The sequence below is a fragment of the Desulfogranum marinum genome (genome assembly GCF_016918565.1).
Taxonomy (GTDB): Bacteria; Desulfobacterota; Desulfobulbia; order Desulfobulbales; family Desulfobulbaceae; genus Desulfogranum; species Desulfogranum marinum.
On record NZ_JAFFQD010000020.1, the window covers coordinates 68,697 to 94,799 of the forward strand.

Consider the following 26,103-nt stretch of genomic DNA (forward strand, 5'->3'; position numbering starts at 1 on the left):
GTGGTTCTCCTCTGTCTAGACTGTAACGCTTAAGCTATGTTGGCTCTCATTGACAAGGCTGGGCTCTTCGTCTGTACTGGCGGCCATGCCTGTGGTTGAAACATTGCCGAGCCGGTAACTTTTGCCCAATTGGTGTCGGGCATTGTTCTGTTGGAAATGGTTTCCATCGTATTGTTCGCCGGCTGCTACGGAAATTTCGACGTTATTGAGGTGCAGCCCTTGTTGTGCCAGCGTTTCGCGGAGTCGCGGCAAGTGGCGTTCCAGCGCTTCTTGAGCCTGAGGGTTTTGTGCGGTTATATGAGCTTTGACATTATCTTGCTTTACCTCTATCTCCATTCGTAGCTCCCCCAGTTCCTGTGGATGCAGTTGGAGACGGATAGAGCCTGACTCAAGCTTTTGGGCACCGGAAAAGTGATTAATGACCTGGTCAACCACCGCACTCTGCTGAAAGGTTGCACCTGAAGGCAGTTTCATAAGACCTGTTCCGGGAGAAGTTGTGGGTGAGGTCGGTGCTGACGCTGCGGCAACCACGCTGTCAAGCGTAAATGGTACAGGAGCGGTATCTTTGCTGAGACGAGTTTCTGCCGTAAGTTCGCTGGAGGTGGACATATTCTTGGGATCAGGTTGTTGTTCACCACCGCTTTTAGCCTGTTGCTCAACTCCTGCCTCCAGAGCCGTCTTCCCCGTATTGCTGGGCAGGTTGGAATGAATGTAATTGCTGTTGGCGTCCTGACGTTGACCACTTTGGTCGACAGTCGATGGGCGGCCGGCCAATGGATTTGTTACGGCCATCTCTTCGTTGTCACTGGATTGATAGATAGTGATGGTCTGTCCGTTTTTAGTTTTTATAACATTTTCACCAACCGGCGTCGCTGATACTGCGGTTGTGTTCTCAGGGTTGGTCGGTTGCGTTTGGATGGGCTTATAGGTTGCACTCCATTGTTCCACCACCACTGATGAAGAAGATTCGTTACCCGGGAAAGAAGGGGTGGCGATTGGCGACAGTGTAGAGCGAGGTTGTGTTAATTCCGAAGCGGTATAGATCACTGCCTGCGACATGGATTGAGGGGTGTCGTTATTAGCACTGGTTGCAGCAGGTTGCGCCGGTGTCAATATTTCGGAAAGTGCTGCCAGTTGTTGCTGGAGAGCCGATGCTTTCTGGGGCTGAGCATTGCCACCTTCCGGCTGGCTGGCATTTTTTTGGGGTGCACTGATGGGTGAAGTGGATTGGGCATCACCTGCAAGTGGACCAGTTACACTTTTTTGGGTCGAAAGTTTATCCAGCAAAACCATAAGAGGCGATGCCGCTTTGTTGTTTTCTCCAGATAAAATTTGAGCATCGAGTGGTTGTAGCTCAACCTGAGTATCGAGTAGTAGTGATTGAGCCTGAGTATTGAGTAAAGTTGATTGCTGAGCTTCCAATACCTGGTTGGTTGGATTCACGTTATTCCCGGCCATTAGCAATTGCGCCTCAGTCTCAGACGAGTCAGTTGACTCTCGTGCCGTTTCATTGGCCAGGTGCTGTGAGAAGCTTTCCTCTCCGACAGAGAGCGAACCCGTTGGCTGGTTTCCCAATGGCGTCGGTGCGAGAAATTCGCCTGGGGTTGAAAGGAGAGGCTGCATGATTCTTATGGTGTCTCCAGAGTTGAAAAAGCAGTCGTCAGAGCAGCAGCCTTATCACGATCCATGTTATTGAGGATTTTTGCTGCAGATTTCGTCTTCATTTTAGCTAGTATCGCAACAGCAAGATCTTGCTCCAGGCTGCCGAAAACACGGGCTGCTTTTTCAGCACCCATTTTTCCATACATCTTGCTTAATTCCTGGATTCTTTGCAGCTCCTGAGCATCCTTCTCAGCAAGCAGTTTTTCCAGTTCGATGCGTTGTTGCTTCAATTCTTCTAGTTTCTTATCGACCTCTTGCTGCAATCTCTTTAGTGTATTTTTTTTCTTTGCGAGTTCTTCTCTTTCATTCTTGAGGTTAATCCGCTCCTCCTCCAAAGCGACAAGCAGTCGTCTTTCCTCAACTGATCTATAGTTGTTTCCGTTATCCACAGATGACGGTTCATCCTGGTCCGCTCCGATGCCGGTTGTGGCAATGCCGGCAAAGAAGAGAGAAAAGAACGCATAAAAAATAATGAGTTGTATCTGCTTCATATCTTTGAGTTCTCCTTACCCGGTTTCATTTTTTGTGAAAAAGGACTGCCAGTTCATCGAGCATGGCGAGTTCTTTTTTATTGAGATGCTCTTGGTAGGCATTGTTTTGTTTTTCTTTCATTTTTTCGATTACTTTCCTGTCTTGACTTGCCTTGAGAAGGGCTTTTCTTTTACTCTCTACTTCTCTTTCGGCTTTTTGTACTCCTTGGTCGGCGGCAGAGACCTGTTCCTTGACAAGAGCTATTCGATTTTCCAGCATGATGAGTCGAGGGGCGGTGGTCCCCTGTTCTTTTTCCTGCTGCAGCCTTAGATACAGGTGATCACGGTCTTGTTGGTGGCGGGTGCGAACAGCCTGCGCTTCGGTCTCTTTTTCAAGTGCTGTAAAAAGATTTTGCCTGGCAGTATCCTCAAGCTGTTTACGAAATTTGATAACGGCATCAAGTTTAAAAGGCTGCATCTTTTGTAACTATTAACAGGGTTGATAACATCTTTGATGTATTTTTGAAGCGCCGGGTATTACTCCGTAACTTTTTTTCTTCTCTCTTTGCCTCTCCGTCCGGGACGCCGTCGTTCTTTTCCCTCACGGTCACTAACCAGGGATCCCATGCTTGCAATGGATGCTTCCAGAGGAGATGATTCGTTAATACCCTGGGTAAGAAATTGATTAATGCCATCAATGCGGGAAATGGCATAGTCAATTTTTGGGTTACTGCCTGCTGCATAGGCACCAATGTTTATCAGGTCCTCAGACTCTCGGTACGTTGCCATCACGTTTCTTGTTTTTCCTGCCAATTCCATGTGTCTGGGACTTACTATGTCACGCATCACACGGCTGGTGGACATCATTATGTCAATCGCCGGGTAATGATTTTTAGCAGCAATGCTGCGTGAAAGGACGATGTGGCCGTCGAGGATAGAGCGAACAGCGTCTGCTACCGGTTCAGTGAGATCGTCACCATCTACAAGTACAGTGTAAAGCCCGGTTATTGAGCCTTGATCTTTAAATTTTCCTGCTCGCTCAAGCAGTTTGGGGAGGGTGGCAAAAACTGAAGGGGTATACCCTTTTGTTGTGGGGGGTTCTCCAATTGATAAGCCGATTTCTCTCATTGCCATGGCAAAACGGGTCACCGAGTCCATCATCAGGAGGACATCTTTTCCTTGCTTACAGAAAAATTCGGCAATGGCAGTAGCAAGATAGGCTCCTCGCATTCGCAGGAGAGGAGAGTGGTCAGAGGTCACGGCAATAATCACAGATCTGCTCAGTCCCTCTTTGCCGAGATCGCGTTCAATGAATTCACGTACTTCTCGGCCCCTCTCGCCAATAAGGGCAATGATGTTGACATCGGCCTTGGCATACTTTGCCATCATGCCGAGGAGGACACTTTTTCCCACACCTGAACCAGCCATGATGCCCATTCGTTGCCCAACTCCACAGGTGAGCATACCATTGATGGCTCGAATACCAAGATCCAACGGTTGATTAATAGTATCGCGCATCATGGGGCCGGGGGGAAGAGCGTACAGTGGTTGTTCGTGTGACAGGTGCATGGGCGGGCCATCATCAACCGGATTCTCCATACCGTCAATAACCCGGCCAAGCAGATCGTTCCCGACCCTGACCGTGGCCTGCTCTTTTTTGACCCTGATCAGGCATCCAGGACGTAGCCCTCTGAGTTCTCCCAGCGCCATCAGTTGAGCCTGGTCACTATTGTAACCGACAATTTCTGCAGCTACCGGTGCCCCTCCCTGCATGGGTAAAATTTCGCAAAGAGAGCCGATGGAGGAATGGGGACAGGAGCCTTCTACGACCAGGCCGACGATGCGTTGTACTTTACCGTACACTCTGATTGGTGAAAAGCTGTCAAACAAGGTGTTGTCTGGAAAAAGCATTGCCTGGAATGTCTCCTTTTCAGGGGTAGGTGGCGTTACCCTTCATATACAGGGCTACAAGTGTTGAAAATAGAAGGGCAGGGTCAGAGAACTTCTGTTTGCGCAACCGGCGGCGGGTCAGGCGTATCACCATTTTCATCAAGAGATAAGGTGTTTTCTTCAAGAAATTCCCGTGCACTTTCAAGTTGGGTTGCAATCGTGGCATCTACAGAGCAGGTTTTCGATTCGATAAGACATCCGCCCCGGGACACCTCTTGATCGGTTTGAATGATAATATTTTTCAGGCCACGGATTTTGGTCTTGAGTTCATTTTTGGTATGTTCAACTGCATTCAGGTCATCGGGATGAATGGTGACTATGAACTCATCGCCGGCAATGGCCTGTTGCAATGCGTTTTCCAGCGTCTTGGCAATAACATCTCTGTTGGTTATTAGTTCTTGCCCAATTATTTTTTGGGAGAGACCGATAACGGTATTGATAATATCACTACGGTATCGTTCGAGCAGGGAGTGATGCATGATGCCAATTTTTTGACAAGCCTGGTGAAAAGCACTGACCGCCAATTCCACTTCCTGCTGCAGGCCGGCAGTACAATCCGCTACTCCCTGGTCATAGGCTTCCTGCTTGAGCGCCTGGATATCGATCTCAGGCTTAGGTTGAGGAGGGGGTGGTGAGGACGGTTCAGGTTTCGGCGCAACCTCTGGTTGCGGCACCTTTGCCTGTTCCTCCTCTATGTTTGGCCGGTCTGTTTTGTTTTGGTTTTCAAAAGGTTGCTTTGTATCCTCTGGGCGAGGTGCCGTCTCGGTAATGACTTCCTGAATAAGGGTCTTCGGCACAAAGGATGGATCCTCCTTGAAAATCTTAGACGAGCTCATCTCCGCCTCCTCTACCGAGGACAAGCTTGCCTTCCTCCTCGAGCTTCAACGCTATCTTGACGATAGTCTGCTGCATGGCTTCAACTTCTGAGAGGCGGACAGGGCCAAGCGCTTCGAGGTCGTCTTTAATCATATCTGCCGCGCGTGCTGACATGTTGGAAAAGATTTTCTCCTTGATTTCATCGGAAGCAGTCTTCAGAGCCAGGGTCAGTGAGTCATTGTTGACTTCCCTGAGAATCATTTGCATGGAGCGGCCATCGAGTACACTGAGGTCTTCAAAAGTAAACATCAGTTTCCTGATATCTTCCACCATTTCCGGGTCAACTTCTTCCAGATTGTCTAAAATATCGGCATCCATGTTGTCGGTCAGGTTGTCGAGTATTTCCACAACTTTGGGGATGCCTCCAACCTGGCGCTGGTCCTGTTGGCTGACCACAACTCCGATCTCCTTGTTGAGGGCCTCCTCTATCTGGTTGATAACACTTGGTGAAACGCTGTCGAGGGTGGCAATCCGGTAGATCACATCCGCCCGTTTATCCTCGGGCAGGTTGGCAATGATGGCGCTGGAATGTTCAGGGGTCTGCGTTGACAGCACCAACGCAACGGTCTGTGGGTGTTCTCTTTCCAGTAGTCCCGCGACCATTGGTGGTTGCATTTTGGAAATGGTTTCAAGCGGTCGCCCCTCGGTGCCGGAGATAAACTGGCGCATAAGATTGGAAACCCTGTCCTGGTCACCGGCACCGGCAATGGTTTTTTTTGCAAATTCCTGACCGCGAACAACGACACCGGCCTGGCTTTCCAAGGCTAATTCAAAATCTTCCAAAACCCGCTGTTTTACCTTTTGCGGTATATGTTCAACCGTGGCCATGTATCTGGAAATTTTAAATATTTCCTCATCGGTGAGCTCACGCATGAGTTTGGCGGCAGTTTCTTCACCAAGGCACATGAGTAAAATTGCTGATTTGCCTACACCGTCAAGTTGTTTATCAGCTGCTGCCATACAATCTCAGGGAGGGGGTTATATTATACATCAAAAAAATATACCTTCAGAAAAGGGATAAAGAGGGTCTGGTGAATGCTTTTGAACAGGTTGCAACAACGGATCAGGACCCTTCCATCCAGTTTTTAAGAATATGCGCACTAAAAACAGGGTTGGCATCAATACTTTTACGGATACGCATTACCGGATCTTGCATTATTAATGCTTCTTTTTCTTTTTGTTCAGCTTCTTTCCGACCTATTACTGTTTCAGCTTCCATCTCTTCTACGGTTTTATTGTACTGGGTGACTTCACCTTTCAAGGTTTTAATTATCGGCCGCACCAGCAGAAAGTAAACCAGCAGGCCGCCAATGAGCAGCAACCCATAGCGGACTAAAGGCATGTATTGGTAAATATCAGCAGCAGCAATCGCTTCAGCTTCATCAATTTTAGGTGGCTCGGTAAAGGGCATGGATGTTACTTCAATTTTGTCACCTCTTGCCTTATCCAAGCCTAGGGCTGAAGCAATCATTTTTTCCAGGGTCAGCAGCTCTTTTTCCGTTCGCGGCTCCGATTGTTCGGGTTGATCTTGTGTAGCTGGAATAACCCTGTCCGCGACAAGCACCGCCACAGATATCCTTTTTACCGTTCCCACCGGATTGATGGTTTTAGACACAACTTTGCTGATCTCATAGTTGGTGGTTTTTTGAGAACGTGACGATGGAGGCGTTGCCCCTGCAGCCTGGTTGGTGTTGCCTTGCAGGTTTGACTGTACTCCGGGAATGCCGCCAACAATTTCAGAGCCTGATTTTTCTTCGTTAAGCTGTTCGCTTCGAATAACAGGCTCTTCCGGGTCAAAGAGTTCTTCTGTCTTTTCTGTATGGGCGAAATCCAGTGCTGCTGTGACTCTAACCATACCGTTTTTGGCTCCAAGGGCCTTGTCGAGCAGGGCTTGAGCTCTTTCTTCCAGGTGCTGCTCCACCTGAAGTTGAAATTGGAGCATATCCGGTGAAAGATTCCCGACCATATTACGATCGCTGGTTTTGGTCAACACATTGCCGTTTTGGTCGATGACGGTTACGTTGTCCTGACCAAGGCCTTCGATAGCACTGGAAACAAGGTGGGTAACGCCTTCGACTTGAGATTCCTTTAATCTTCTCCCTGATGCCAGGGTCAAAATTACAGAAGCCGTGGCTGGTTGTTGCTGGTTTTTAAAAAGGCGTTTTTCCGGGAGCACCAAATGGACACGGGCTGTTTCCACTGGACCGAGAGTGGCAATTGTACGAGCAAGTTCCCCTTGTAGCGCCCTTGAGTAATTAACCTTTTGGACGAAATCCGTCAGGGCAAAAGACTGTTTGTCGAAAATTTCAAATCCAACGCCTCCACCTTGAGGGAGGCCGGCTGAGGCAAGGCTCAACCTGGTTTCATGCACATTGGTACTGGGGATGAGGATATTGCGACCGTTGTTACCGAGTTGGTAGGGAATGTTCTGCGCATTCAGCCATTCCACCATGGAAGCAGCGTCCTGTTGGTCCAGGTTGCCGTAAAGCAGTTGATAGTCCGCTGTTCTTGCCTGGATGATTATCATCGCAAACAGGGCCAAGGTCACTGCCCCTGCAGCTACCAGAGCAATTTTTCGTGATAATGGCCAACCCTTAAGGGTGGAAACGAGAGCTCGCCATCCACTTTGAGGGGTTGCCGGACTAGTGCTTTCTTCTGCCATAAAACTTCCTTAACGTTTTCTCAGGTTGGACATAGTGTTGGTGAAAGGTACTGATCCGTTATCTAATATATGTGTTGTTTATACCTGGAGTCTCGATATTTCCTGGTACGCTTCAAGAGCCTTGTTTCTTACCTGCACCATATATCGCAGGGCAATGTCAGCCTGTTCCATGGAAATCATGGCTTCATGAAGGTTTTTTTCTCCTCCTGCATGCAATTGCTGGATGGCTCTGTCCGCCTGTTGTTCCTGATTGTGGACATTGGAAACCATGCCGCTGAGCATATCTTGAAAAGACGTGGTTGCCTCACTCATTTCAGAGGCCTTGGTCTGGGGCGGATTCAAGCTTAGCGGAGGCAGGTTTTGAATGGGCAGCATATGCTTATCCTCCTATCTCAAGGGCTTTCATAGCCATTCGTTTAGCAGATTTAATGACAGTGGTATTAGCCTCATAGGAGCGTGTGGCCGACATCATATCAACCATTTCCTTGAGTATACTGACATTGGGCATGCCGACATAACCGTCTTCATCGGCATCCGGGTGCGAGGGGTTGTATATTTGTTGTGGTGGTTCATTATCTTCTATAATTTTGGCCACTTTTACGCCCTCAGCCTGGTTGTTAAGCGATTGGCGGAGTTGGTTTTTAAAAGAAACCGGTTCTGATTGAAAAACAACCGATTTTTTTTTGTAAGGACCTCCCTCAGGCGTAGATGTAGTTTCCGCATTGGCCATATTGGAACTGATTGTATTAAGACGGGTTCGCTGTGCTTTAAGCCCGGAAGCTGCGATGTCAAAAGTGGTGAATATATCCATACGTCTTTCCTCGGAGTAATGTTTGTTAAAAGTTATGCAAGTTACGCACCACCGTTAATGGTGTATTTGAGTAGAGACAGCTTTTTCTTGAGCATAGTTACTGCTGTTTCGTAAAGGATTTGATTTTCAGAGAGTTTCACCATCTCCTGGTCCACACTCACACTGTTTTCATCACCGATCCCGGTATTATCCGTTTTAGTCGTCATCGTTCCCTCTATTTGTGCCAAATTTGTGGATTGAAGAGGAATGTGATTCGGGTGAGTAGTTACAGGTCCGTTCTGTGCGCCTGACATGGCACTCTTGAGTTGGTCTTCAAATTCCAGCGATTTTGCCTTGTAACCAGGTGTTTCTGCATTGGCTATATTAGAGCCGATAACCTGCTGATTTTTTGCACGTAAATCCAGTACTTTTTGCAGCATTTGCGAGGTGGAGTCGAGCTGTTGTAAAAGGGGCATTCATTGTCTCCCTGGGCTTATTTGGTTTGTTGCAGTTGGAGGATTGCAATTTCTTCACCGGCAAGCTTTTTCCACAAAGGGTCTACTCCTTTTTCGGCTACTTGCTTGAACCTGTTAAGTGCTTGTTGGATGTTGTTGTTCCCCTGGGCAATCTGGGCAAGTCGGAACCAGGCCTGGTCATTGCCGGTCTCTTTTTCTATTATCTGTTCAAACAGCGGTTCCGCCTTTATCGACTGATCAGTTTGGAAATAAGATTCCGCAAGCATCATGATTTTCTGCGTAGTATCACCATTGCCTTGGGTAATACTAACGGTCTCGAAGTGTTGTATAATATTCTCCCATTGTTCCAGATCGTAGTAGATACTCAGGGCTAGTTGATCAATCTCATTTGAGAGCGGCCTGTCTGGATTTCTAAGAAGGGATGCAGCTTTATCCATATCACCATTCATGAGTAAAGCTTTAAGGCGGAGATAAAAAATTTCCGGGGCAAGAGAGCTTTCAGGATATCTGAAGCTGAACCGGTCTGCATAATCTTCGATGATAGTGTATTGCCCATCCTGAAAAAGTGATTGAATGAGCGGCAGGTATATTTTTTCCTGTTCATCACCGGTGGTAGTTTCAAACAAATACTGATAGGTACGGGCTGACCGATCAAAAAAACCGAGGTTACTATAGGCGGTTGCGAGATTGTAGAGCATGGTGTTGGGGATCCAGCCGCGAGTAAAAAGTCTTCTGTTTTGCTGGGCAAGCACCAGTGCTTCAACATATCGTTTTTCTTGAACAAGCCTTGCTGTCATATCTGGTAGTTGCTGGATAATAAGTGCCCTGGCTTCATCCCGCAGTGCTCCTGATTGAAATTCGCGCAACAACAGTCTTGCTTTTTGCAGTGCTGATTCCGGGTCGCCGCTGAGTAAATGGACAAGGGTCTGCTTGAACGTGGCTTCTTCGCGCAGGGCAATAGTGTTTGCTGCGATCGCCAGCTGGGAATAGATGTCCAATGCCTTCTCAGGGGTGAGGTCGCCGGCGAGATAATCAATGTCGGCCTGTTTCATCTCGGCCCTGAAAGTGCCTTCAGTCCGGGTAAACGCTTCCATTACTTGAGAAAGCTTTTGTTCCGTCTGTCGTCGCGGAGCCCCATCATGCATGTTGCTCATGGCAATGCGAAACAAAACAAGATCGTATTGGCGCTGATCGTTTAATATTTCAGCAAGGGTTTCGTAGGATGCTTCTGCCTGTTTGTATCGTTTAAAGGTATAGAGAACGTCGCTAAACATTGCTAAAGATTCAGGGTATCGATCAATCACAGGTTGAAAATCTTGTAACTGGAGGTAGGCGACCAAGGCTTTTATTTTTTTATCTTCCAGATAATAGGTGTCTGCCAGGCGCATAAGACGGATTGCATTTGCAGTTTCACTAAAACCTATATCATCGCGGGTCAAGTTTTGCCTGGCTTGATTAATGTTACCGTTTTTCAGTGCTATTTCTGCCGACAGAATGCTGAAAAAATCATTAAAGGGAGTCGACGACCCAATGCCTCTAATGGCTTCGCTTACCTCTTGATATCCAAGGAAGTCTGCTTCATGTTTGTTGCGAAGGTAAGCAAAAAGAAAATCAGCAACAGCAGCGGTCTGCGTGTCGGGATAGCGAGAAATGATTTTTTGCAGCAGCGGGTAGGCTTCTTTGTATTGATCGGAACGCACCAGAGATTCTGCATAGGTTAACAACAGCAGGTCTCGACGATTTTCGTCTGTCTCATTTTCAAGCAGCTCTTGGACCTGTTGGTTAACCAGGCGCCATTCACCTGCTGATGCATTTTCCAGAATCGGTGTTGTCAGCCATTGAGTTTGGGATGACCTTTTGGAGAGTATGCTGGTGAGTGGGAAAGGAGGCAGCGTATAGGTCGTAGGGAGGTCAATAGTCAACGGAGTTTCGTAATCATTGAAAAAAGAACGCCATTTGTCGGCATAGGGAGAAAGGTATATGGGGTTGGTGTAATCTATGGTTTCTCTAGTGAGCAGGGTAAGCCCTTTAAATTGGGTGGACAGATCAGGGTACAGAGACGTGAATTGGTTGCCAAGCAGGATGTCGAGCATGAGCGAGGCCGGATCATCTCGTTTTTTCTCAGTAATTTTTTGCGGAGGATACCGGAAAAAGACAGAAACGAGTGTGTCTTCCTTTTGTTGTTGGTTGAGTATTCTGATGATCCTGTCGTCGCTACCAGGTAGTTCTATGTCAACATCAAGGGTTGTATTTTTAAGAAGCAGGTCAACCCGTTTTTGACGCTGATTCACCTCGTATTGAGGCAACTCCGTAAAGCGGAGATAGAGTTGCAGGCTCGAGGTTTCGTCAGTTCTGTTTATTGCTTTCAGCCGTGATGAAGCCTCTGCATTCAACGGGAAGGTTGCAGGTAGACATGTGACAAGGATGGAAAAGAGAATGAATAAATATCGCATAAAAATAAGTCAGTTGATTTTAGAAGGTTTCAAGCAATAAACATTCCATTATTTTTAGTAGGAAAAAGAGTCTTTTTATTTTACCGACTAGCTTCACTAACTTTTACTCCTGTGGCTTTTTTTACCGCCATGCTGTATCGATGTATTCTTTTAAGGGTAACAAAAGAGAAGCGAGTCAAAGAGTGGCATTTTTTTGACTTTTGTTTTTTTTAAGGTAACGTCAAGAGGAAACAGTTTTTTAGATAGTCCGCCCGGAAATGAGGGTTTTGGTCTGAGAGTGTTTAAGCGTGAGCCCAGAGGCCGGATAATCAAATGAATAACAGGTGTTAAAAGCGTGAAAATTCAGGAAGAAGATTACGGTGTGTTTAAGCAGTTTTTACAGGAAATATATGCAATGGCCAGCGAGGTAGAACCATTTTTGCTGGCATTTGGAGAAGATTCCGAACGACGAGAGATTGAAGAAAAGGTTATTCATGGCAGCTATCGTCTGTATCACTCAATAAAAGGGACCGGCAGTTTTCTTCATTTAAATAACATCGTTTCTCTGGCCCAAACGTATGAGTATATGCTCGATCTGGTGCGCTCAGAGAGGCTCATCCTTCAACCATCATTGACTAAACTCCTTGTCGAGGGGGTTAATTTTCTGAAACAGAGTGTAGGTATAATGTGGAAGGATAAGAGCGATGCGCGGTTGTCCGGCGAAACAAAAAAACTTTCCGCTGCTGTGATGCAAGCTACCGGTGTGGGACATAATTCGATAAAGTTCACCCCGTCAGGTTCCACTCCATCACCACAGCAGGGATTGCTGGAAACTTTTGTGGAAGAAACGCGTGGCCTACTGGAAACCGCTGAGCAAGAGTTTGTTCTCTGGGATTATGTAGCCATTGATACCGAGCGAGTAACTGACCTCTGCAAAATTATAGGTCTTCTGAAAAATAATTACACAATGTTTGACCTCGAAGACTTGGAAAGCATTTGCCGGGCCATGGAGGCAACTTTGCTTCGCTTTGTTGACGGAGATTTTTTCCAGGGACCTTATCCGGAACAAGTATTTATTCGTATCATAGACACGCTACGTGAGACAACGGATCGTTTTCTTGTTTCAGGAGAGGCCGTTGTCCCGAATGCCGACAAACATCTGCTCGCTCTGCAGGGGTTGATTCGCCGCCCCATAGGTGAATTGTTGGTTCAGGCTGGATTGGTTGCTTCTCATACAATCGATGAAGCACTGGAAAAACAGAAAGTCACGGAATCTCAAGCTCCTCCTCGCTTGGGTGAGGTGCTGGTCGAAATGGGTGAAATTTCCGAAATTGACATTCATCACATTCTAGACGTACAGCACCAGCAACGTGAAAAAACGGCTAAGCTCAATGAGCAGCTAGCCGGCGAACAAAGAAAAAGAGTAAGGGGAGAATGGGCAGATTTGTTGCCTGCAGAGCTCACTGTTGAAAGGAGCACCATAAACAAAATATGTGAATTGGTGCGCACATTGGCGATAGAGTATCGTAGTGGAGAGATAAAATCTGAGCCACTGGTTGAATTGGAGAAGTTGTGCCGTACGATACAACGTGTTTCTGCAAATATAATAGTGCCCAGACTCAAAAGAGTGGTGCATGATCTTGCCATCAAGACCAACAAGAAAGTATTTTTTTCTGTGAAAGGTGCAGGTGGTGAGGTGGATGGTGATGTCATTACTGCTCTTTACGAACCATTGGTCGAATTGCTGACAAACAGCATTGAGCACGGGCTGGAATTTGCAAGCGAGAGAGAGGAGCAGGCCAAGAAGGCAAAGGGCAACCTGAGGTTGCTTTTTTTGCAAAAAGCCGATGAATTGTGGGTGAGTGTAGAGGATGATGGTTGTGGGTTTGACATTGGTCAGCTTACTGAAATTGCCGCCCGGAGAAGTTTGCTGTCGGCTGAAAAGAAACATCTTGTAAGCAATCGTGATATAGCAAAACTTGTGATACAAGAGAAGCTCAGCACGAAAAAGCAGACCGTCGGAAGTTCCGAGGGAGAGTTGGGGCTGGAGATTGTCCAGCAAGCACTGGAAAGATTGCAGGGAAAAGTAGATATACTCTCTTTACCGGGTAAAGGAACCCGGGTTACCCTGCACATACCACATCAGCATTAAAAGCAGGCCTGCAGACCTTATGGCACTTTTTTTATGTGATTATGAAATGTTGTTCCGTCATAAGCCGATTTTCGGCACAATATATAAATAAATACGTTTTGCCAAGTGCAGGTTAAAGAAGGAAAAAACAATATTTCCAGTGAGGTTGTGAAGAAAACTTGATTTCCTTGATTTCGACTTGATATGATAAGAGGATATTTAAATTGATTTTATTTACCCAGCTGCAGGAAGCTCGGCTGGATTTATTATTATGTACTTTTTGTGGAGAAAAAAAGATGGCCAAAAATATATTACTTGTAGATGACTCAAGCACCATGCGAAAAATTATCTCTCGTTCTTTGCGTCAAGCCGGACTTGACTTCGGTGAGATATTCGAGGCCGGCGACGGGTTGGAAGCTCTGGAGATGCTGGAAAAAGAAAGTGTTGATATTGTACTTAGCGACATCAACATGCCTAACATGAACGGGATTGAGTTTTTAAGAGAAAAAGCCAATCGTGACGCCATAAAAGATATCCCCGTGTTTATGATTTCCACTGAAACAGGTGAAGATATTATCGGAGAGGCTAAGAGCTTAGGAGCCGCCGGAGCCTTGAAAAAACCTTTTACACCTGACAAGGTAAGCGAAGTTCTCGGACCTCTAGTTTAAACAAGCTGTAACTATTCAGTGAAGATCTAAAAACTGACAATCTACACCGAACTGTAACTGTTCAACAGTGCGCCCAATATTCATCAGCATACCGATTAGCTATACATCGGTATGCTGGCGGACAGATCGTGGAGAGTTGGAGTGCTGCTGAATAGTTACAACAAGCTTTTGCTTTTTGCAGAGGAGAAAATGAGCCTGCTCTGGCTTTGGTTGAATAAACAGGAGGATTATTGGTGTTGTTTTCCGGTGAAGTAGCAGATAAAATTGTTGAATCGACAAACGAAATTTTTACAGGAATGGTAATGATGGAGATTGAAGCCATCGACCCTCCTGCTGAACCTATAGGGCAGTTTAAAAATTCAATAACAGGCCTGATAGGCCTGGCTGGCTCCTTTAAGGGGGTTTTGGCTGTACATTTTACCAACGATATAGCTATGGCGGTTACAGGCAGCTTCCTCGGGCTTGAAGTTGAAGAGGTTAACGAAGATGTACATGATGCAGTCGGTGAGATTGCCAATATGCTGGGAGGCGACTTAAAGGCGATACTTTCTGATAAAGGAAAAGATATTCAACTTTCACTTCCTTCTACCATTGGTGGTGAAGAATATGTTTTTAATTCCAGAGATGTGGGAGAACAGCTACTCCTTGCTTTTAAAGTTCCTGCAGGAGTATTTTATGTTGAAGCAGAACTGGAAAAATAATCAATGGTTGCTTACCTCTTCGGGCGAGCACGGTGTCTAGTATGGTTATACTCTTTGGGCAAACCGTGCCTGTTCAAATATAGCGCACCAGAGAGCAGGTACACTTCACAAGTAAGTGAAATCATAGCGTTACAAACTCTATGTATGTAGTTACGATTGCGTTTAACTTTTGCCATAGGGGAGAGATTGGAGCCTGATTTAGAGAAATATATAATCGAGTCGACCACGGAAATTTTTGAAACCATGGTCTTTATGGAGTTGCAGCCTGGAAAAAGACACATGGGCAGTGACATTGACATGGATGCTGATATCGCCAGTTGTATCGGATTTGGTGGAGATATCAGGGGGTTAATTGGAGTGCACTGTCCCCTTGATGTGGCAACCGGTATAACCGGAGCCATGCTTGGTATGGAGTTTGATGAAATAACCGATGATGTCAAGGATGCCATTGGTGAGATTGCCAATATGATAGCTGGAGGGGTCAAAACCGGCCTTACCGGCAATAACAAGGATATCCAGTTGGCAGTACCCTCAACCGTCTGTGGCAAATCCCTTCGTATCGGTGGACCGGCTCGCGGTTCGAGCTTGGTGATCCCTTTTACTGTGGATGGGGGCACTTTTTATGTTGAAATGCGCTATATGCTGTCGTGACGACTCGTCAATCGTATTTATTTACCAATGATTGCTCGTTTTTTGTAAATTATCAGCAATGATCCGTCGAAATAAATAAAAGTCGGCGTGTTGTACCTGTCGTCCAGTAAATGATGACGTGCGCACACTTTTGTTTTTCAGTTGCACTATTTTTATAATTTTCCTCCAGCCTGTTTGTTGCAGGTAATTTTTTACTCAAGGTTGTAAAACCGGTACTGTCGTATTCATGAAAGCCAGAGAACGCATAGATAAAATAATGATATCCTGCCGTGAGAAAATGCAGGAAGAAGTCTCAGCATTATTGGGGAAAAATCTCCGGCTTGGCGATGTGCAGGCAGATGTGAAAACAAAAGAAGAGTTTTTTGAGGAGCCTTCCGGCAAGACTGTACTTGCCCATATGCAACTCCAAGGTGACGTGGAGGGAACCGGTGCCATCCTTGTCTCGCTGAAGGATGCAATCCGAATCGGTGGTTCACTTATCATGTTGCCCGATGCCGAGTTGCAAAGTGTTATTGCCGATGAAAATTACACCGAGGAGTTAGAGGATTCTTACGGTGAAATCGCCAATATTATATGTGGTTCCATTACTTCAACTCTTGATGAGCAGTATCCTAAGAATCTAAGGGTAGTCCGAACAGAACAGGAGGTTATTCAGCCCGTTAAGGTGGACATTGCATCAGATCAGCCTTTTCCAGACGGTCACTATTATTCATGCTCCATTCCCATGGAGATGGATAATACGAAAATGGGACAGCTGTATCTCGTTTTTCCTGCTGTTTCACTTGGGTTAATAGAGGAAAATGCTTCTGCTGCTGTAAAAGAGAGTAGAGCTGAGGCACCTGAAACTACTCCCCAACAAAGGCGTGCCCCCGACAGCCCTCAGGAGCAAATATCTGCTGCGTCAGGAGAGCATATCGCTGCAGATCCTGTCAAAGCAAGAAAAGAAGCTGTTAAACGACAGAAAAATATCAGTAGATTACTGAAGGAGTGTTTCGATAAAATCGGGGAAGAAGTAGGCGCACTTATCGGTAATAAGCTTACTGTTGGTAAGCCTGAGGAGAACCTTTTCACTAAAGAAGATCTACTGGATCAACTTGGTGGAAAGCAGATGATGGCCCGTATGGATGTCAGAGGTGAAGGCTCGGGGGAAGCCTTTATGTTTGCTAAAGTTTCTGCTGCCGCATACCTTGGCGGCAGCCTTATCATGCTTCCGGAAAGCGAACTCAAGGAGACTGCCGCAAACGAAGAGCTGGGAGAAGATGCCCAGGATGCATACGAAGAAATTACCAACATCATTGCCGGGGTCTTCACCGCTGTTTTTGAAGAGCAGCACAAAAAGAAAATCGGTTTTGTCAAGACCGCTGCAGAAATCGTAATCCCGATTAAGGTCGATTCGGAAAGTGATGAAACGCTGCCCAACCAGATGTATTACCTCGCCTCGGGGGGGATGGAGTTTGAAGGTCAGGACCTGGGACTCCTACATGTTGCCTTTCCTGCGTCCGTGCTGGAGTTGGAGGCGTTAGCTGCAAAAGAATCCTCACCTGATGGTACGGATAATGTTTCTCCGGCCGGCCAAGATGGTGCTGCTGCCGAGGTAGCTGAGCACGAACGGACTCAAGGAAAAGCAGGGCCGCAAAATTTAGAACAGGCAGGTGTTCATCCCGAAGGTGGCAGTACGGCTGATGCCGTTGATATATTAATTTTCAGTGATAACGATGCCGAGAGTACCAACGTAGGCGAAGCCCTGCAGCAGTTGGGCTATACATACAAAACGCTTCATTTTAAAAGTTCGGTGAATGACAATCTAACAGGCTCTGTGCGGCTGGTGTTTCTTATTATGAAAGAAATCAGTGAACAGGGGTTTGGAGTTGCCATTAAGATCAGCAGTGCAGGTCGTCCGCTCCCGCTCATTGCCGCTGGACCGGCTTGGACAAGGACTTTGGTGATCAAAGCCGTAAAGTATGGAGCAGATGATATTTTAATTACTCCTTCTGCCCTGGAAGATATCAGGGAAAAAGTAGAAATGAATCTGAGTAAAATCGCCGCCTGAGTTCTTTCAGGGCTCTGTCTTCAGTTCTTTCTTTTTAATTTTTTCAAGCAGGGTTGTTCTTTTAAGGTTGAGGATACGAGCCGCTTCCTTTTTGTTCCCTTCGGTCATCTTTAACGCCTGCACTATAAGCTGGGTCTCAAAGTCATTGACCAGCGCGTTAAAGTCTATCCCTTCCTCCGGCCAGTTCTCTTCGGGCATCATCTGTGGGGAAGTGGAAAAAAGCGGCAACTGTTCAGGTCCTGGTGTCTCTGAATACGCTGCATTGCCATTTTGTGCCTGCACCGTCTGTTGCGTTACATCATTACTACCGTTTCTGTATTTTTCGGGAAGATCACTGTGGCTGACATTGCTGCCGCTGTGAAGGATGGTCATATGCTGGACCAAGTTTTCCAGTTCCCGTACATTTCCCCGCCAGGCCAGGTTGGATAACGTCTGCATGGCCGCCAGATCAAAGCCTAGTACGCTTTTTTTTCTGGTTTTTGCGTAGTTTTTGATGAAATGTTCAATCAGTACCGGTATGTCTTCCCTTCTTTCTCTGAGTGGCGGGATTGCAACTGGAATGACGCTGAGACGGTAATAGAGGTCTTCCCGAAACTTGCCTTCATTGACCAGTTCTTCTAGGTTTCGGTGGGTGGCGGCTATTACGCGAACGTCAACAGGAATTGGTTTTAAACCACCAACCGGTTCAAACTCCCTTTCTTGGAGAACTCGAAGAAGCTTTGCCTGTAAAACAGGTTTCATATCGCCTATTTCGTCGAGAAAGAGCGACCCTCCATTGGCATATTCTATTCTCCCTACTTTGGTACCGGTCGCACCCGTGAATGCGCCTTTGGTGTATCCGAATAACTCACTTTCGAGTAAATCTTCGGGAATGGCAGCGCAATTGACAGGGACAAAATTGTTATCTTTTCTCGGGCTGTGCTTGTGGATAGCTTTGGCAACCAATTCTTTGCCTGTTCCTGATTCCCCTTGGATGAGAACAGTACTCAGGTCGTCCTCGGCTAACATGGCTATCAGTTTGAAGAGCTCCTGCATGCAGCTGCTTCTCCCGATGATACCATAAAAATGATTTTTAGCCATGGCTGTTAGAGGGGCATTTTGTCTGCAAGTTTACTGGTTGTACGGCGCATATTAAGGCTCAGCAGTCGCATGATTTTTTTCAACAGGGTGACTCCAAGTACGGGGTACTTTTGGGTGAGAATATCAAAACCTTTTTTTGTCAAGATAATGACAACTGTTGGTTGTCTGGCTATAACACTGGCAGAACGAGGTGATTTGTCGATAATAGCCATCTCGCCAATGGTATTGCCTTTACCAAGCCTGGCGATAACCCGATAATCACCGTTTGATGTTTTTTTCAGCACATCCAGCAACCCTCTGACAACAAAACACATATAGTCACCTTTGTCTCCTTCGGAAAAGAGGTAGTCACCGCGGAGTATTTCCGTGTAGTTCATGTGCCTCGAAATTATATCGAGCTCATCCATTTTAAAAGCATCAAACAGCGGGAGGCTGAGAATGAGATCTCGGGTTTTTTCCTCATTATTCGTTAGGTTATGCTCGGCCATATAGTCGGTGGTCCTGCTCTGTATTTGATGTAAAGTTGTAGTCGAGCCATTTACTAGTGTTAAGAGGAATTCTATACATTTTCAAGAATACCATAGGAATGAGTAGAATGACAAGCTGCAACAATAAAAAGTGTCATTTTATTGACAAAGGAGAGCGGCAAGAGGTAAGCAGAGACATGCTGAGGTACTCCGCGCAGGTAAGAGCTGCGCTGCTCAAGTGCGTTGTAATAATGGAATTAAACTTTTCAACCGTTATGACATGATATCGTTTGTGCTCATGGAGAGAGGGGTTATTTAAACATGGCAACGAAAAGGAATTTTTTTCTGTTGGCGATTGTAATGACAATCACGATAATTTCGCCTCGGTGTGGGTGGTGCTGGCACGGTTATGTTTTTAAGGTGCTTGACGGCGATTCTCTTCGGGTGAAAAAAGGAGGGAAAGTTTACGAAGTACGCCTTTATGGGATTGATTCGCCTGAATATGGACAGCGCTATGGGGATCAGGCAAAAAGATTTACCAAAGCTCGGGCCTATAAAAAAACAGTCTCCATAGAGCAAAAAGATACCGATAGCTATGGGCGGATAGTTGCCTTAGTAAAAAGTGAAGGCCGCTTGATTAATCGTGAGCTTGTCAAAAACGGACTGGCCTGGGTTTACCCTCAATATTGTCGCGATCAAAAAATCTGCAACCCGATGGAAAAAGACGAAAAAAAAGCCAGGAAAGCAAAGCGAGGCCTGTGGAAGGATAAAGATCCTTTGCCTCCCTGGAAATGGCGACAGTCTAAGAGAGAAGGCTCACCCCTGCGGTTCCACAGGGAGTATCGTTTCCCGTATTGGCGGTAAGGTGATGGGGGCAGTCTCTTCTGGTTGTACCTGGGGCACCTTTATTTTGGCTGGAGCTTCACGGTCGAGCCATGGGTCCATGGCATACCCGAGAGCAGGCCACTGTATTCTGCCCTTTTTCCCATGGCAATCCATACAGTCAAGTGCCTGCTCAGCCGGCACTACTCCATGGTTTAGCCGGCGGTAGGTGACCGTGGAGGTAAAATCCGCATCTCCGCTAAATGGCAGGCGGAGCTTCTGCATACCCTCCTGTGCCGCATCATCAAGGCTGTTATTGCGCATTCCAAGAGTGCCGTCATCTGCAAGGGTGGGGGCTATAAGGTAACGGTATTTACCATCAATCATTTGTGTGCCCAGCGAAACTGAAAACGGGACAATTTTAGACTGTGCCGTACGGACCGAAGGTTTTTGCAGAGGGGTTGTTTCGTACTTTTCTGTTTTTGCGCCGCGGGTATAGATTGAATCGTTGCCGTTATCCCAAAAATAGACCGGTTGGATATACTGCGCCTGAATAATGCCGAATTTTTTGACCAGAGCAGGAGCGTCCGTTTCTATATTTTGATGAATGGATGGAGTTTGAGGAGCAAGCCAGTTCCAGCTTATAATTGCCGGATTTTCTGTCGCATATTGCGGAATGTGGCACGTCTTGCAGCTAATGAGCTCGGCGTGGTCGTTGAGTTGTTGCTGATGGTGTGGAGAGTCGGTGTGGCAGACTGCGCAGGCTTTGGTCTGGCGAAGTCCGGGCGCGGAAGTGATTTCTCGGGTAAAGGCGTGTCGGTCACCTGAAGGATGGCAATTCTGGCAAGTGAGCCCTGCGCCATCATTTTGCAGGTGAATGTCCTTATCGATTCCGTTATGGATTTTCCGCCCAGCTAATTCTGTGCCCGTTCCGTGGCAGGAAAAACAGTTTTCCGACGAAGGTTTACCTACACTCCTGGCTATATAAACAAGGTTTAAGTCCTTTTTGGGTGCTCCTTCAGCACGTTCGTAGGCGCCTGTTTTGTCATGACAAACCAAGCAGTCAATATTGACGGCTGCTGTAGGATCAAAGCGTTCGTCCAGTAGGTTGGTGCTTATGTGACAGGTAAGACATTGTGATGGGTTGGCTCCGGCAGCAATTGTAAAGGTGGTTAACCCGTTTTTTTTGCTGAAAAGGGTTTTGCTGCCATTCATCATTCGTTGCCGCTTCCATGTCCAATGGCTTGAGCGAAGGATGTCTTCACCTTGTTGGGGGTGGCACGTCAAACATTGGGCGGCAACGTCACTTACCTTTGAAAACGGGCCGTTGAGGAGTGCATGCTCCTGAGGTGCGGCGTTGACGGCAGCTATGTTGTGAATATAAAGGGTGGCGGCTAGTAAAGAGATGGGCAGTACTTTATTCATCTTTATTTCCTGAATTTTGAGCAACCAGTGTTTGTATTTCCTGGTGAGAGATTGTTTCACGTTCGAGGAGGGCGTTTGTAATATCCTCAAGAAGAGATCTGTTTTCAAGGAGGATTTTCTTGCTGGTTGCATATGCATTTTGAACAAGGGCGTTCACTTCACTGTCAATAAGATTAGCGGTCTTTTCACTCATAATTTGTCCGGGTTGGCCATTGAGTGGGTCGGTTGGTTTAAAGGTTAAAGGGCCGACAGCTGAACTCATGCCCCAATCACACACCATTTTACGAGCAATGTCAGAGACCCGTTCAATATCGTTTCCGGCACCAGTGGTAATTTCATCAAAAACGATTTCTTCTGCCACGCGGCCTCCCAAAAGAATACATAGTGTATTGAAAAGGTAGGTACGGTCCTGGGAATTGCGCTCTTCGTCGGGGAGTTGCATGGTCACGCCAAGTGCCCGTCCGCGGGGAATAATGGTCACCTTGTGTACAGGGTCTGTGCCTGGAAGCATCCAGGCGACCAGGGCGTGGCCGGCTTCGTGGTGGGCAGTGATTTTTTTTTCGCGGTCCGTAATTATAAGGCTGCGTCGCTCGGCTCCCATCAGCACTTTATCCTTGGCTGATTCTAGAATATCCATGGTGATCTGGTGCCCTTGCTGCCGAGTCATGAGCAGTGCCGCCTCGTTGATCATATTGGCTAGCTGCGCCCCTGAAAATCCGGGAGTTGCCTTGGCCACAACCTTCCAGTCCACATCTTCTGCCACAGTGGTTCGCTGGGCGTGTACTTTCAGTATTTTTTCGCGACCTCCAACGTCGGGAAGCGGAACCATTACCTGACGATCAAATCGGCCCGGCCGTAACAAGGCAGGGTCAAGAATGTCCTGGCGGTTGGTGGCAGCAATGACGATGACGTGATCATTGGCTTCGAAGCCGTCCATTTCCACTAGCAGCTGATTCAGGGTTTGTTCTCTTTCGTCATTGCCTCCGCCTCCACTGGCACTGCGATGGCGACCAACAGCGTCTATCTCGTCGATGAAAATAATGCAGGGGGCTTTTTTCTTTCCTTCTGTGAAAAGATCACGAACTCTTGAAGCGCCGATGCCGACATACATTTCAACAAAATTTGACCCGCTTATGGAAAAGAATGGGACTCCGGCTTCGCCTGCAATGGCTTTTGCTAAGAGAGTTTTACCTGTACCTGGTTCGCCGTAGAGAAGTACTCCTGTTGGGATATGTGCTCCAGCATCAGTGAAAATTGTCGGATTCTTGAGGAAATCGACAACTTCCTTCACCTCTTCTTTTGCTTCTTCGATACCGGCAACATCATCCAAGGTGACTTTGGAGTGTTCAGGGTCAACAAGTTTTGCGCGACTTTTACCAAATGCCATGGCTTTTCCGCCTGGTTGTCCTCCTCCTTTACGCATATAAAAAAACCAAATGAGGATGATGAGCAGGAACGGCACCCAATTGAGAAAAGTTTGGAAAAACCAGTGTGGTTTTGCTTCTTTCTTAACGTGGATGGTTACCTTGCCTGCAATAAGTTTGCTGGTTGCATCGTTAGCAGGGGGAGCGATGCTTTTAAATTTATTACCATCAGGGGTCTCCCAGGTAATTATGTCTTCTGTAACGGTGACTTCAGGGAGTAACCCCTTTTCAGCTTTTTGCAGAAAAACATTGTATGGGACAGTGTGGTAGATGTCGGGTTGCTTGCTGAAGTAGTTGAACAAAAAAAGCGCGGCCAGGGCAATGACAAGCCATATAGACAGATTTTTGTAAAAATGTCGCACTGAGATCTCCGAATAGCAAAAATTATGAACATTAGATGGAGGCTAAAAGCTGCCAGGCGCATACTGAAGCGGATGTGGGTCATAATATTACCGAAGTACATTGGTATACTGTGACAAGCTGGTAGTCTACTGTAGCTGTCAGTGCCTGGGTGCGGAAAAACCCGCTGCAAAATGAGCTAACACAAAACGGAAAAAAGGTAAAGGAGGAGGGGAGGGTGGGAAAAAAAATCCCTCCTGAGCCGCCACTCAGGAGGGAACATGCTTTCTCGTATCTGGTTAAATTCGAGTAGCTGTACATTAAACAAGCACAATGTGTTCCAGAATAAAGGTTTTTAGGGATATATCTTATTTTTAATATAATTAATTGATAATATTATATATTATTATTTTAAAAAAGGCTTTATGTGGTTGCTTGAAGTGAAGGGAGAAAAAGTAAAGAATCATAATGAGTCTTTTATTTTCAGAGAAGGATTGTTTTGATCTATTTCGTTAATTTTTGTTTGCTCTGCTAAAATGTTGCCTGTTGTGCCTAAAATGTTGTAAATAAGCAATGTTTTGCTGGTGCAAAAAGCGAATTTGTAATTTCCTGTTTTTGAGAGGTGTAAATTTTAGACGCATTATGCTCCTTCTATTTACATAAAACTTATCAATAGTGATGATTTTCGCTTGACACTTTTCTTTTGTGACTATATGAGTAACAGTAATTGTCAGAGAGAATTTTTTCAGAGAAACAGGTTGCCTGGAAAGTTATTTTTTCCACGATGACCGTAAACTCAAGGAGGGGGAAAAGTAGATTTGGGTTGGGATTTTATCCGCCAATAAAGTCCAGCTCTATTACGTGTATTATTTAGGGAGGAGTTAATGGAAGCAATTATTTTTCTCGTTGTCTGGTTAGGTGGTTCAGCTCTCCATACTCTGTTTGATGTCAAGGTTAAGCCTGTCCTGCAGTCTCTCAGAGAAGAAAGCGATATGCCGTAACCGCTGGTAAGCTTGTTGCGGTAGAGGTATCGCTACCAGCTTTGAATGAATCTAATCGTGCAAACAAGTTTGGAGGGTTTATAAGCATGGAAAAAATTATTGCCGCAGTACTGCCTCAGGAAGGCGGTCTTGCTGGAAACGAATCAAGTGTTTACAACGGTGTAATTGCCATATTTGGTCTCTTTACGCTGGTAGGGGTCGCTTTTGGTGTGCATGCAATGTTTATCGGGCATGAACACGCCTATGGCGTCACCAGAGAGGTGCCGTGGGGGTTGTTATTGGCCGCCTATGTATTTTTTGTTGTTACTTCTACAGGTCTTTGTCTTGTCTCGTCCATAGGCCATGTCTTTGGTTTTAAGGCTTTTCAGCCGATAGCAAAACGATCTGTTTTTCTCGCTATCGCCACCATTATTTCTGGTTTTTTGGTCATCGCCTTTGAAATTGAAAACCCTTGGCGGATGGCTGTCTACAATATTATTTCACCGAACTTAACTTCAAGTATCTGGTGGATGGGTACCCTTTATGGTGCATATCTTTTTTTTATGCTGGCTGAATTTGCCTTACTGCAGGCCAATAAGCATAAAATAGCTGGTACGTTAGGCTTGTTAGGCGTTATTGCCGGTGTTGCAGCTCACTCTAACCTTGGGGCGGTTTTTGGTCTCTTGAACGGGCGTGAATTCTGGCATGGACCTTATATGCCGATTTACTTCATTACTTCAGCTATGATGTCTGGTTGTGCAACGGTCATTTTTTTCCATTGGCTTGGTTATAAAATAAACGGCTGGAAGATGAGCAGCGAGCTTGAGAATTCTCTTTTTGCAGTTGCTAAGCTAGGAGCCTTGCTCTATGTGGTTATTATGTTCTTTACCACCTGGAAATTTATAACTGGTATTTCCGGGCATCCGCCAGGAAAGTATGAAGCCATTATGTCACTCATCAGCGGACCGTACGCCAAGAATTTTTGGATCGGTGAGGTGGCCATGGGGCTGGTTATTCCGTTTGTTATCATCTTAGCGGTCAAGGCTCGCAATGTCACAGCGTTAGCTATCGGATCGGCATCCAGTATTATCGGTATCTTTTTCATGCGGTACGATTTGGTTATTGTGGGCCAAGTGGTTCCGGGATTTCATGAGATGAATATCGTGGATATGCCACACCTGTTGCCGTACACTCCAACACTGCATGAGTGGGTTATTACTCTGTCTGGTTTCACCTTCTGTGCCGTGCTGTTTATGCTGGGTGAGCGAATGTTTCGAGGCCATCTCTCGGAAGATCACTGATGTACCGCCGAAAAGAAAGGTGCCTGTGCGTACCTTTCTTTTAACAGCCAGTAAGAGGAGGTAAGGGAAATAATGGCAAGAAAAAAAACTGAAATACAGGCTGTGCGCCCGGATGTTGCCGTCTATCCGATCGGGGTTGCTGCCAAATTGCTGAATGTACATCCCAGGACCTTGCGTATTTATGAAAAGGAAGGGCTGATCAAGCCTACCCATCTTGGAAATAGGCGTATGTTCTCGGCTGATGACATTCAGTGGATCAACTGTATTCGCCGGTTTATTCATGAAGAGGGAATCAGTATTCCAGGGCTTAAAAAATTACTTGAATTTGTGCCTTGCTGGGAAATTGCAGATTGCCCGGCAGATGTTCATGAGTGTTGCGGCGCTAAGGTGGACCGTTCTGTTCCAAGAAGCCCGCATAGAGTGGGTGACGTCGCAGCTCGCAAGGTCGCCAAGGCAAAAGATGTCGAAAAAAGAAAGACAGCAGCCCAAAAAAAAAAGCACCAGTCTATTGGCTAAAACCTGTGGGGCCGGCAGAGAGGCGATTATTCTGGAGAATATCAAATGGATAGTGCCTTGTCGGCTTACTCCGCTCAGGCAAAAGGCGGTTGGTGATGCTATCTGAGTATTCCAGAGCAATCCGGCCACTGATTCCAGGGGATTCCGGCCGGTGATTCCATTTCATTCCGGCCACCCATTCCAATTGATTCCGGCCAGGGATTCCATTCGATTCCGGCCATCGTTTTCGG

At 46.4% G+C, this 26,103-nt stretch carries 24 protein-coding genes; 8 read left to right on the plus strand and 16 right to left on the minus strand.

Annotated elements, in window-relative coordinates; all coding sequences use genetic code 11:
- Positions 1-15 precede the first annotated feature (15 nt).
- From JWH17_RS12325 to JWH17_RS12375, 11 genes are all read right to left on the minus strand, one after another.
- Positions 16-1,623 (minus strand): flagellar hook-length control protein FliK, encoded by a 1,608-nt coding sequence (locus JWH17_RS12325; protein ID WP_205222927.1) that lies wholly within the window; start codon positions 1,621-1,623, stop codon positions 16-18.
- 5 nt (positions 1,624-1,628) lie between these two features.
- Positions 1,629-2,153 carry a MotE family protein gene (locus tag JWH17_RS12330; RefSeq protein WP_205222928.1) on the minus strand — a complete coding sequence of 175 codons (525 nt, stop codon included), beginning with the start codon at positions 2,151-2,153 and terminating at the stop codon, positions 1,629-1,631.
- Positions 2,154-2,178: 25 nt separating this feature from the next.
- Positions 2,179-2,610 carry a flagellar export protein FliJ gene (gene fliJ / locus JWH17_RS12335; protein ID WP_205222929.1) on the minus strand — a complete coding sequence of 144 codons (432 nt, stop codon included), beginning with the start codon at positions 2,608-2,610 and terminating at the stop codon, positions 2,179-2,181.
- Between the two features lie 59 nt (positions 2,611-2,669).
- Positions 2,670-4,043, minus strand: coding sequence for a FliI/YscN family ATPase (locus tag JWH17_RS12340; RefSeq protein WP_205222930.1), 1,374 nt, complete (start codon positions 4,041-4,043; stop codon positions 2,670-2,672).
- A gap of 83 nt (positions 4,044-4,126) precedes the next feature.
- Positions 4,127-4,918 carry a FliH/SctL family protein gene (locus JWH17_RS12345; protein WP_205222931.1) on the minus strand — a complete coding sequence of 264 codons (792 nt, stop codon included), beginning with the start codon at positions 4,916-4,918 and terminating at the stop codon, positions 4,127-4,129.
- Positions 4,905-5,918, minus strand: a complete 1,014-nt coding sequence (gene fliG / locus JWH17_RS12350) for a flagellar motor switch protein FliG (RefSeq protein WP_205222932.1) — start codon at positions 5,916-5,918, stop codon at positions 4,905-4,907. The genes JWH17_RS12345 and fliG overlap by 14 nt, the downstream gene beginning before the upstream one ends.
- A 103-nt stretch (positions 5,919-6,021) precedes the next feature.
- A complete protein-coding gene (fliF, locus tag JWH17_RS12355) occupies positions 6,022-7,620 on the minus strand; it encodes a flagellar basal-body MS-ring/collar protein FliF (protein ID WP_205222933.1) in 1,599 nt (532 codons plus the stop codon).
- 78 nt (positions 7,621-7,698) lie between these two features.
- Positions 7,699-7,995 carry a flagellar hook-basal body complex protein FliE gene (gene fliE, locus JWH17_RS12360; protein ID WP_205222934.1) on the minus strand — a complete coding sequence of 99 codons (297 nt, stop codon included), beginning with the start codon at positions 7,993-7,995 and terminating at the stop codon, positions 7,699-7,701.
- A gap of 4 nt (positions 7,996-7,999) precedes the next feature.
- Positions 8,000-8,431: a flagellar basal body rod protein FlgC gene (flgC, locus tag JWH17_RS12365; protein ID WP_205222935.1), complete on the minus strand. Its 432-nt coding sequence runs from the start codon at positions 8,429-8,431 to the stop codon at positions 8,000-8,002.
- A gap of 41 nt (positions 8,432-8,472) precedes the next feature.
- Positions 8,473-8,886: a flagellar basal body rod protein FlgB gene (gene flgB / locus JWH17_RS12370; protein ID WP_205222936.1), complete on the minus strand. Its 414-nt coding sequence runs from the start codon at positions 8,884-8,886 to the stop codon at positions 8,473-8,475.
- A gap of 17 nt (positions 8,887-8,903) precedes the next feature.
- Positions 8,904-11,339 (minus strand): tetratricopeptide repeat protein, encoded by a 2,436-nt coding sequence (locus JWH17_RS12375; RefSeq protein WP_205222937.1) that lies wholly within the window; start codon positions 11,337-11,339, stop codon positions 8,904-8,906.
- Between the two features lie 334 nt (positions 11,340-11,673).
- Between JWH17_RS12375 and JWH17_RS24365 the strand changes: the two genes are divergently transcribed.
- From JWH17_RS24365 to JWH17_RS12400, 5 genes are all read left to right on the plus strand, one after another.
- Positions 11,674-13,470 (plus strand): ATP-binding protein, encoded by a 1,797-nt coding sequence (locus tag JWH17_RS24365; RefSeq protein ID WP_205222938.1) that lies wholly within the window; start codon positions 11,674-11,676, stop codon positions 13,468-13,470.
- Positions 13,471-13,745: 275 nt separating this feature from the next.
- On the plus strand, positions 13,746-14,117 hold the full coding sequence (locus JWH17_RS12385; RefSeq protein ID WP_205222939.1) for a response regulator: 372 nt from the start codon (positions 13,746-13,748) through the stop codon (positions 14,115-14,117).
- Positions 14,118-14,350: 233 nt separating this feature from the next.
- Positions 14,351-14,818 (plus strand): chemotaxis protein CheX, encoded by a 468-nt coding sequence (locus JWH17_RS12390; RefSeq protein WP_332468412.1) that lies wholly within the window; start codon positions 14,351-14,353, stop codon positions 14,816-14,818.
- A 186-nt stretch (positions 14,819-15,004) separates the two neighbouring features.
- On the plus strand, positions 15,005-15,469 hold the full coding sequence (locus tag JWH17_RS12395; RefSeq protein ID WP_205222941.1) for a chemotaxis protein CheX: 465 nt from the start codon (positions 15,005-15,007) through the stop codon (positions 15,467-15,469).
- 226 nt (positions 15,470-15,695) lie between these two features.
- Positions 15,696-17,519: a hypothetical protein gene (locus tag JWH17_RS12400; RefSeq protein WP_205222942.1), complete on the plus strand. Its 1,824-nt coding sequence runs from the start codon at positions 15,696-15,698 to the stop codon at positions 17,517-17,519.
- 6 nt (positions 17,520-17,525) lie between these two features.
- Here the strand turns inward: JWH17_RS12400 and JWH17_RS12405 are convergent, their stop codons facing one another.
- Together JWH17_RS12405 and JWH17_RS12410 are read right to left on the minus strand one after the other, a co-directional pair.
- Complete coding sequence (locus tag JWH17_RS12405; protein WP_205222943.1) at positions 17,526-18,599, minus strand: sigma-54 interaction domain-containing protein; 1,074 nt, start codon at positions 18,597-18,599, stop codon at positions 17,526-17,528.
- 5 nt (positions 18,600-18,604) lie between these two features.
- On the minus strand, positions 18,605-19,087 hold the full coding sequence (locus JWH17_RS12410) for a cyclic nucleotide-binding domain-containing protein (protein WP_205222944.1): 483 nt from the start codon (positions 19,085-19,087) through the stop codon (positions 18,605-18,607).
- Between the two features lie 339 nt (positions 19,088-19,426).
- Here JWH17_RS12410 and JWH17_RS12415 point away from each other — a divergent pair, with 339 nt between their 5' ends.
- Complete coding sequence (locus JWH17_RS12415) at positions 19,427-19,930, plus strand: thermonuclease family protein (protein WP_205222945.1); 504 nt, start codon at positions 19,427-19,429, stop codon at positions 19,928-19,930.
- On the opposite strand, the gene JWH17_RS12420 is transcribed toward JWH17_RS12415, so the two are convergent.
- A complete protein-coding gene (locus JWH17_RS12420; protein ID WP_205222946.1) occupies positions 19,883-21,313 on the minus strand; it encodes a multiheme c-type cytochrome in 1,431 nt (476 codons plus the stop codon). The genes JWH17_RS12415 and JWH17_RS12420 overlap by 48 nt on opposite strands.
- A complete protein-coding gene (ftsH, locus tag JWH17_RS12425) occupies positions 21,306-23,099 on the minus strand; it encodes an ATP-dependent zinc metalloprotease FtsH (protein WP_205222947.1) in 1,794 nt (597 codons plus the stop codon). The genes JWH17_RS12420 and ftsH overlap by 8 nt, the downstream gene beginning before the upstream one ends.
- Positions 23,100-24,163: 1,064 nt before the next feature.
- Here ftsH and nrfD point away from each other — a divergent pair.
- Entirely contained in the window at positions 24,164-25,357 is a 1,194-nt protein-coding gene (gene nrfD, locus JWH17_RS12430; RefSeq protein ID WP_205222948.1) for an NrfD/PsrC family molybdoenzyme membrane anchor subunit, read from the plus strand.
- A gap of 72 nt (positions 25,358-25,429) precedes the next feature.
- Complete coding sequence (locus tag JWH17_RS12435) at positions 25,430-25,873, plus strand: MerR family transcriptional regulator (protein WP_205222949.1); 444 nt, start codon at positions 25,430-25,432, stop codon at positions 25,871-25,873.
- Here the strand turns inward: JWH17_RS12435 and JWH17_RS12440 are convergent.
- On the minus strand, positions 25,863-26,103 hold a 241-nt coding region (locus JWH17_RS12440; RefSeq protein WP_205222950.1), incomplete at its 5' end, for a hypothetical protein. The two genes, JWH17_RS12435 and JWH17_RS12440, sit on opposite strands and share 11 nt — an antisense overlap.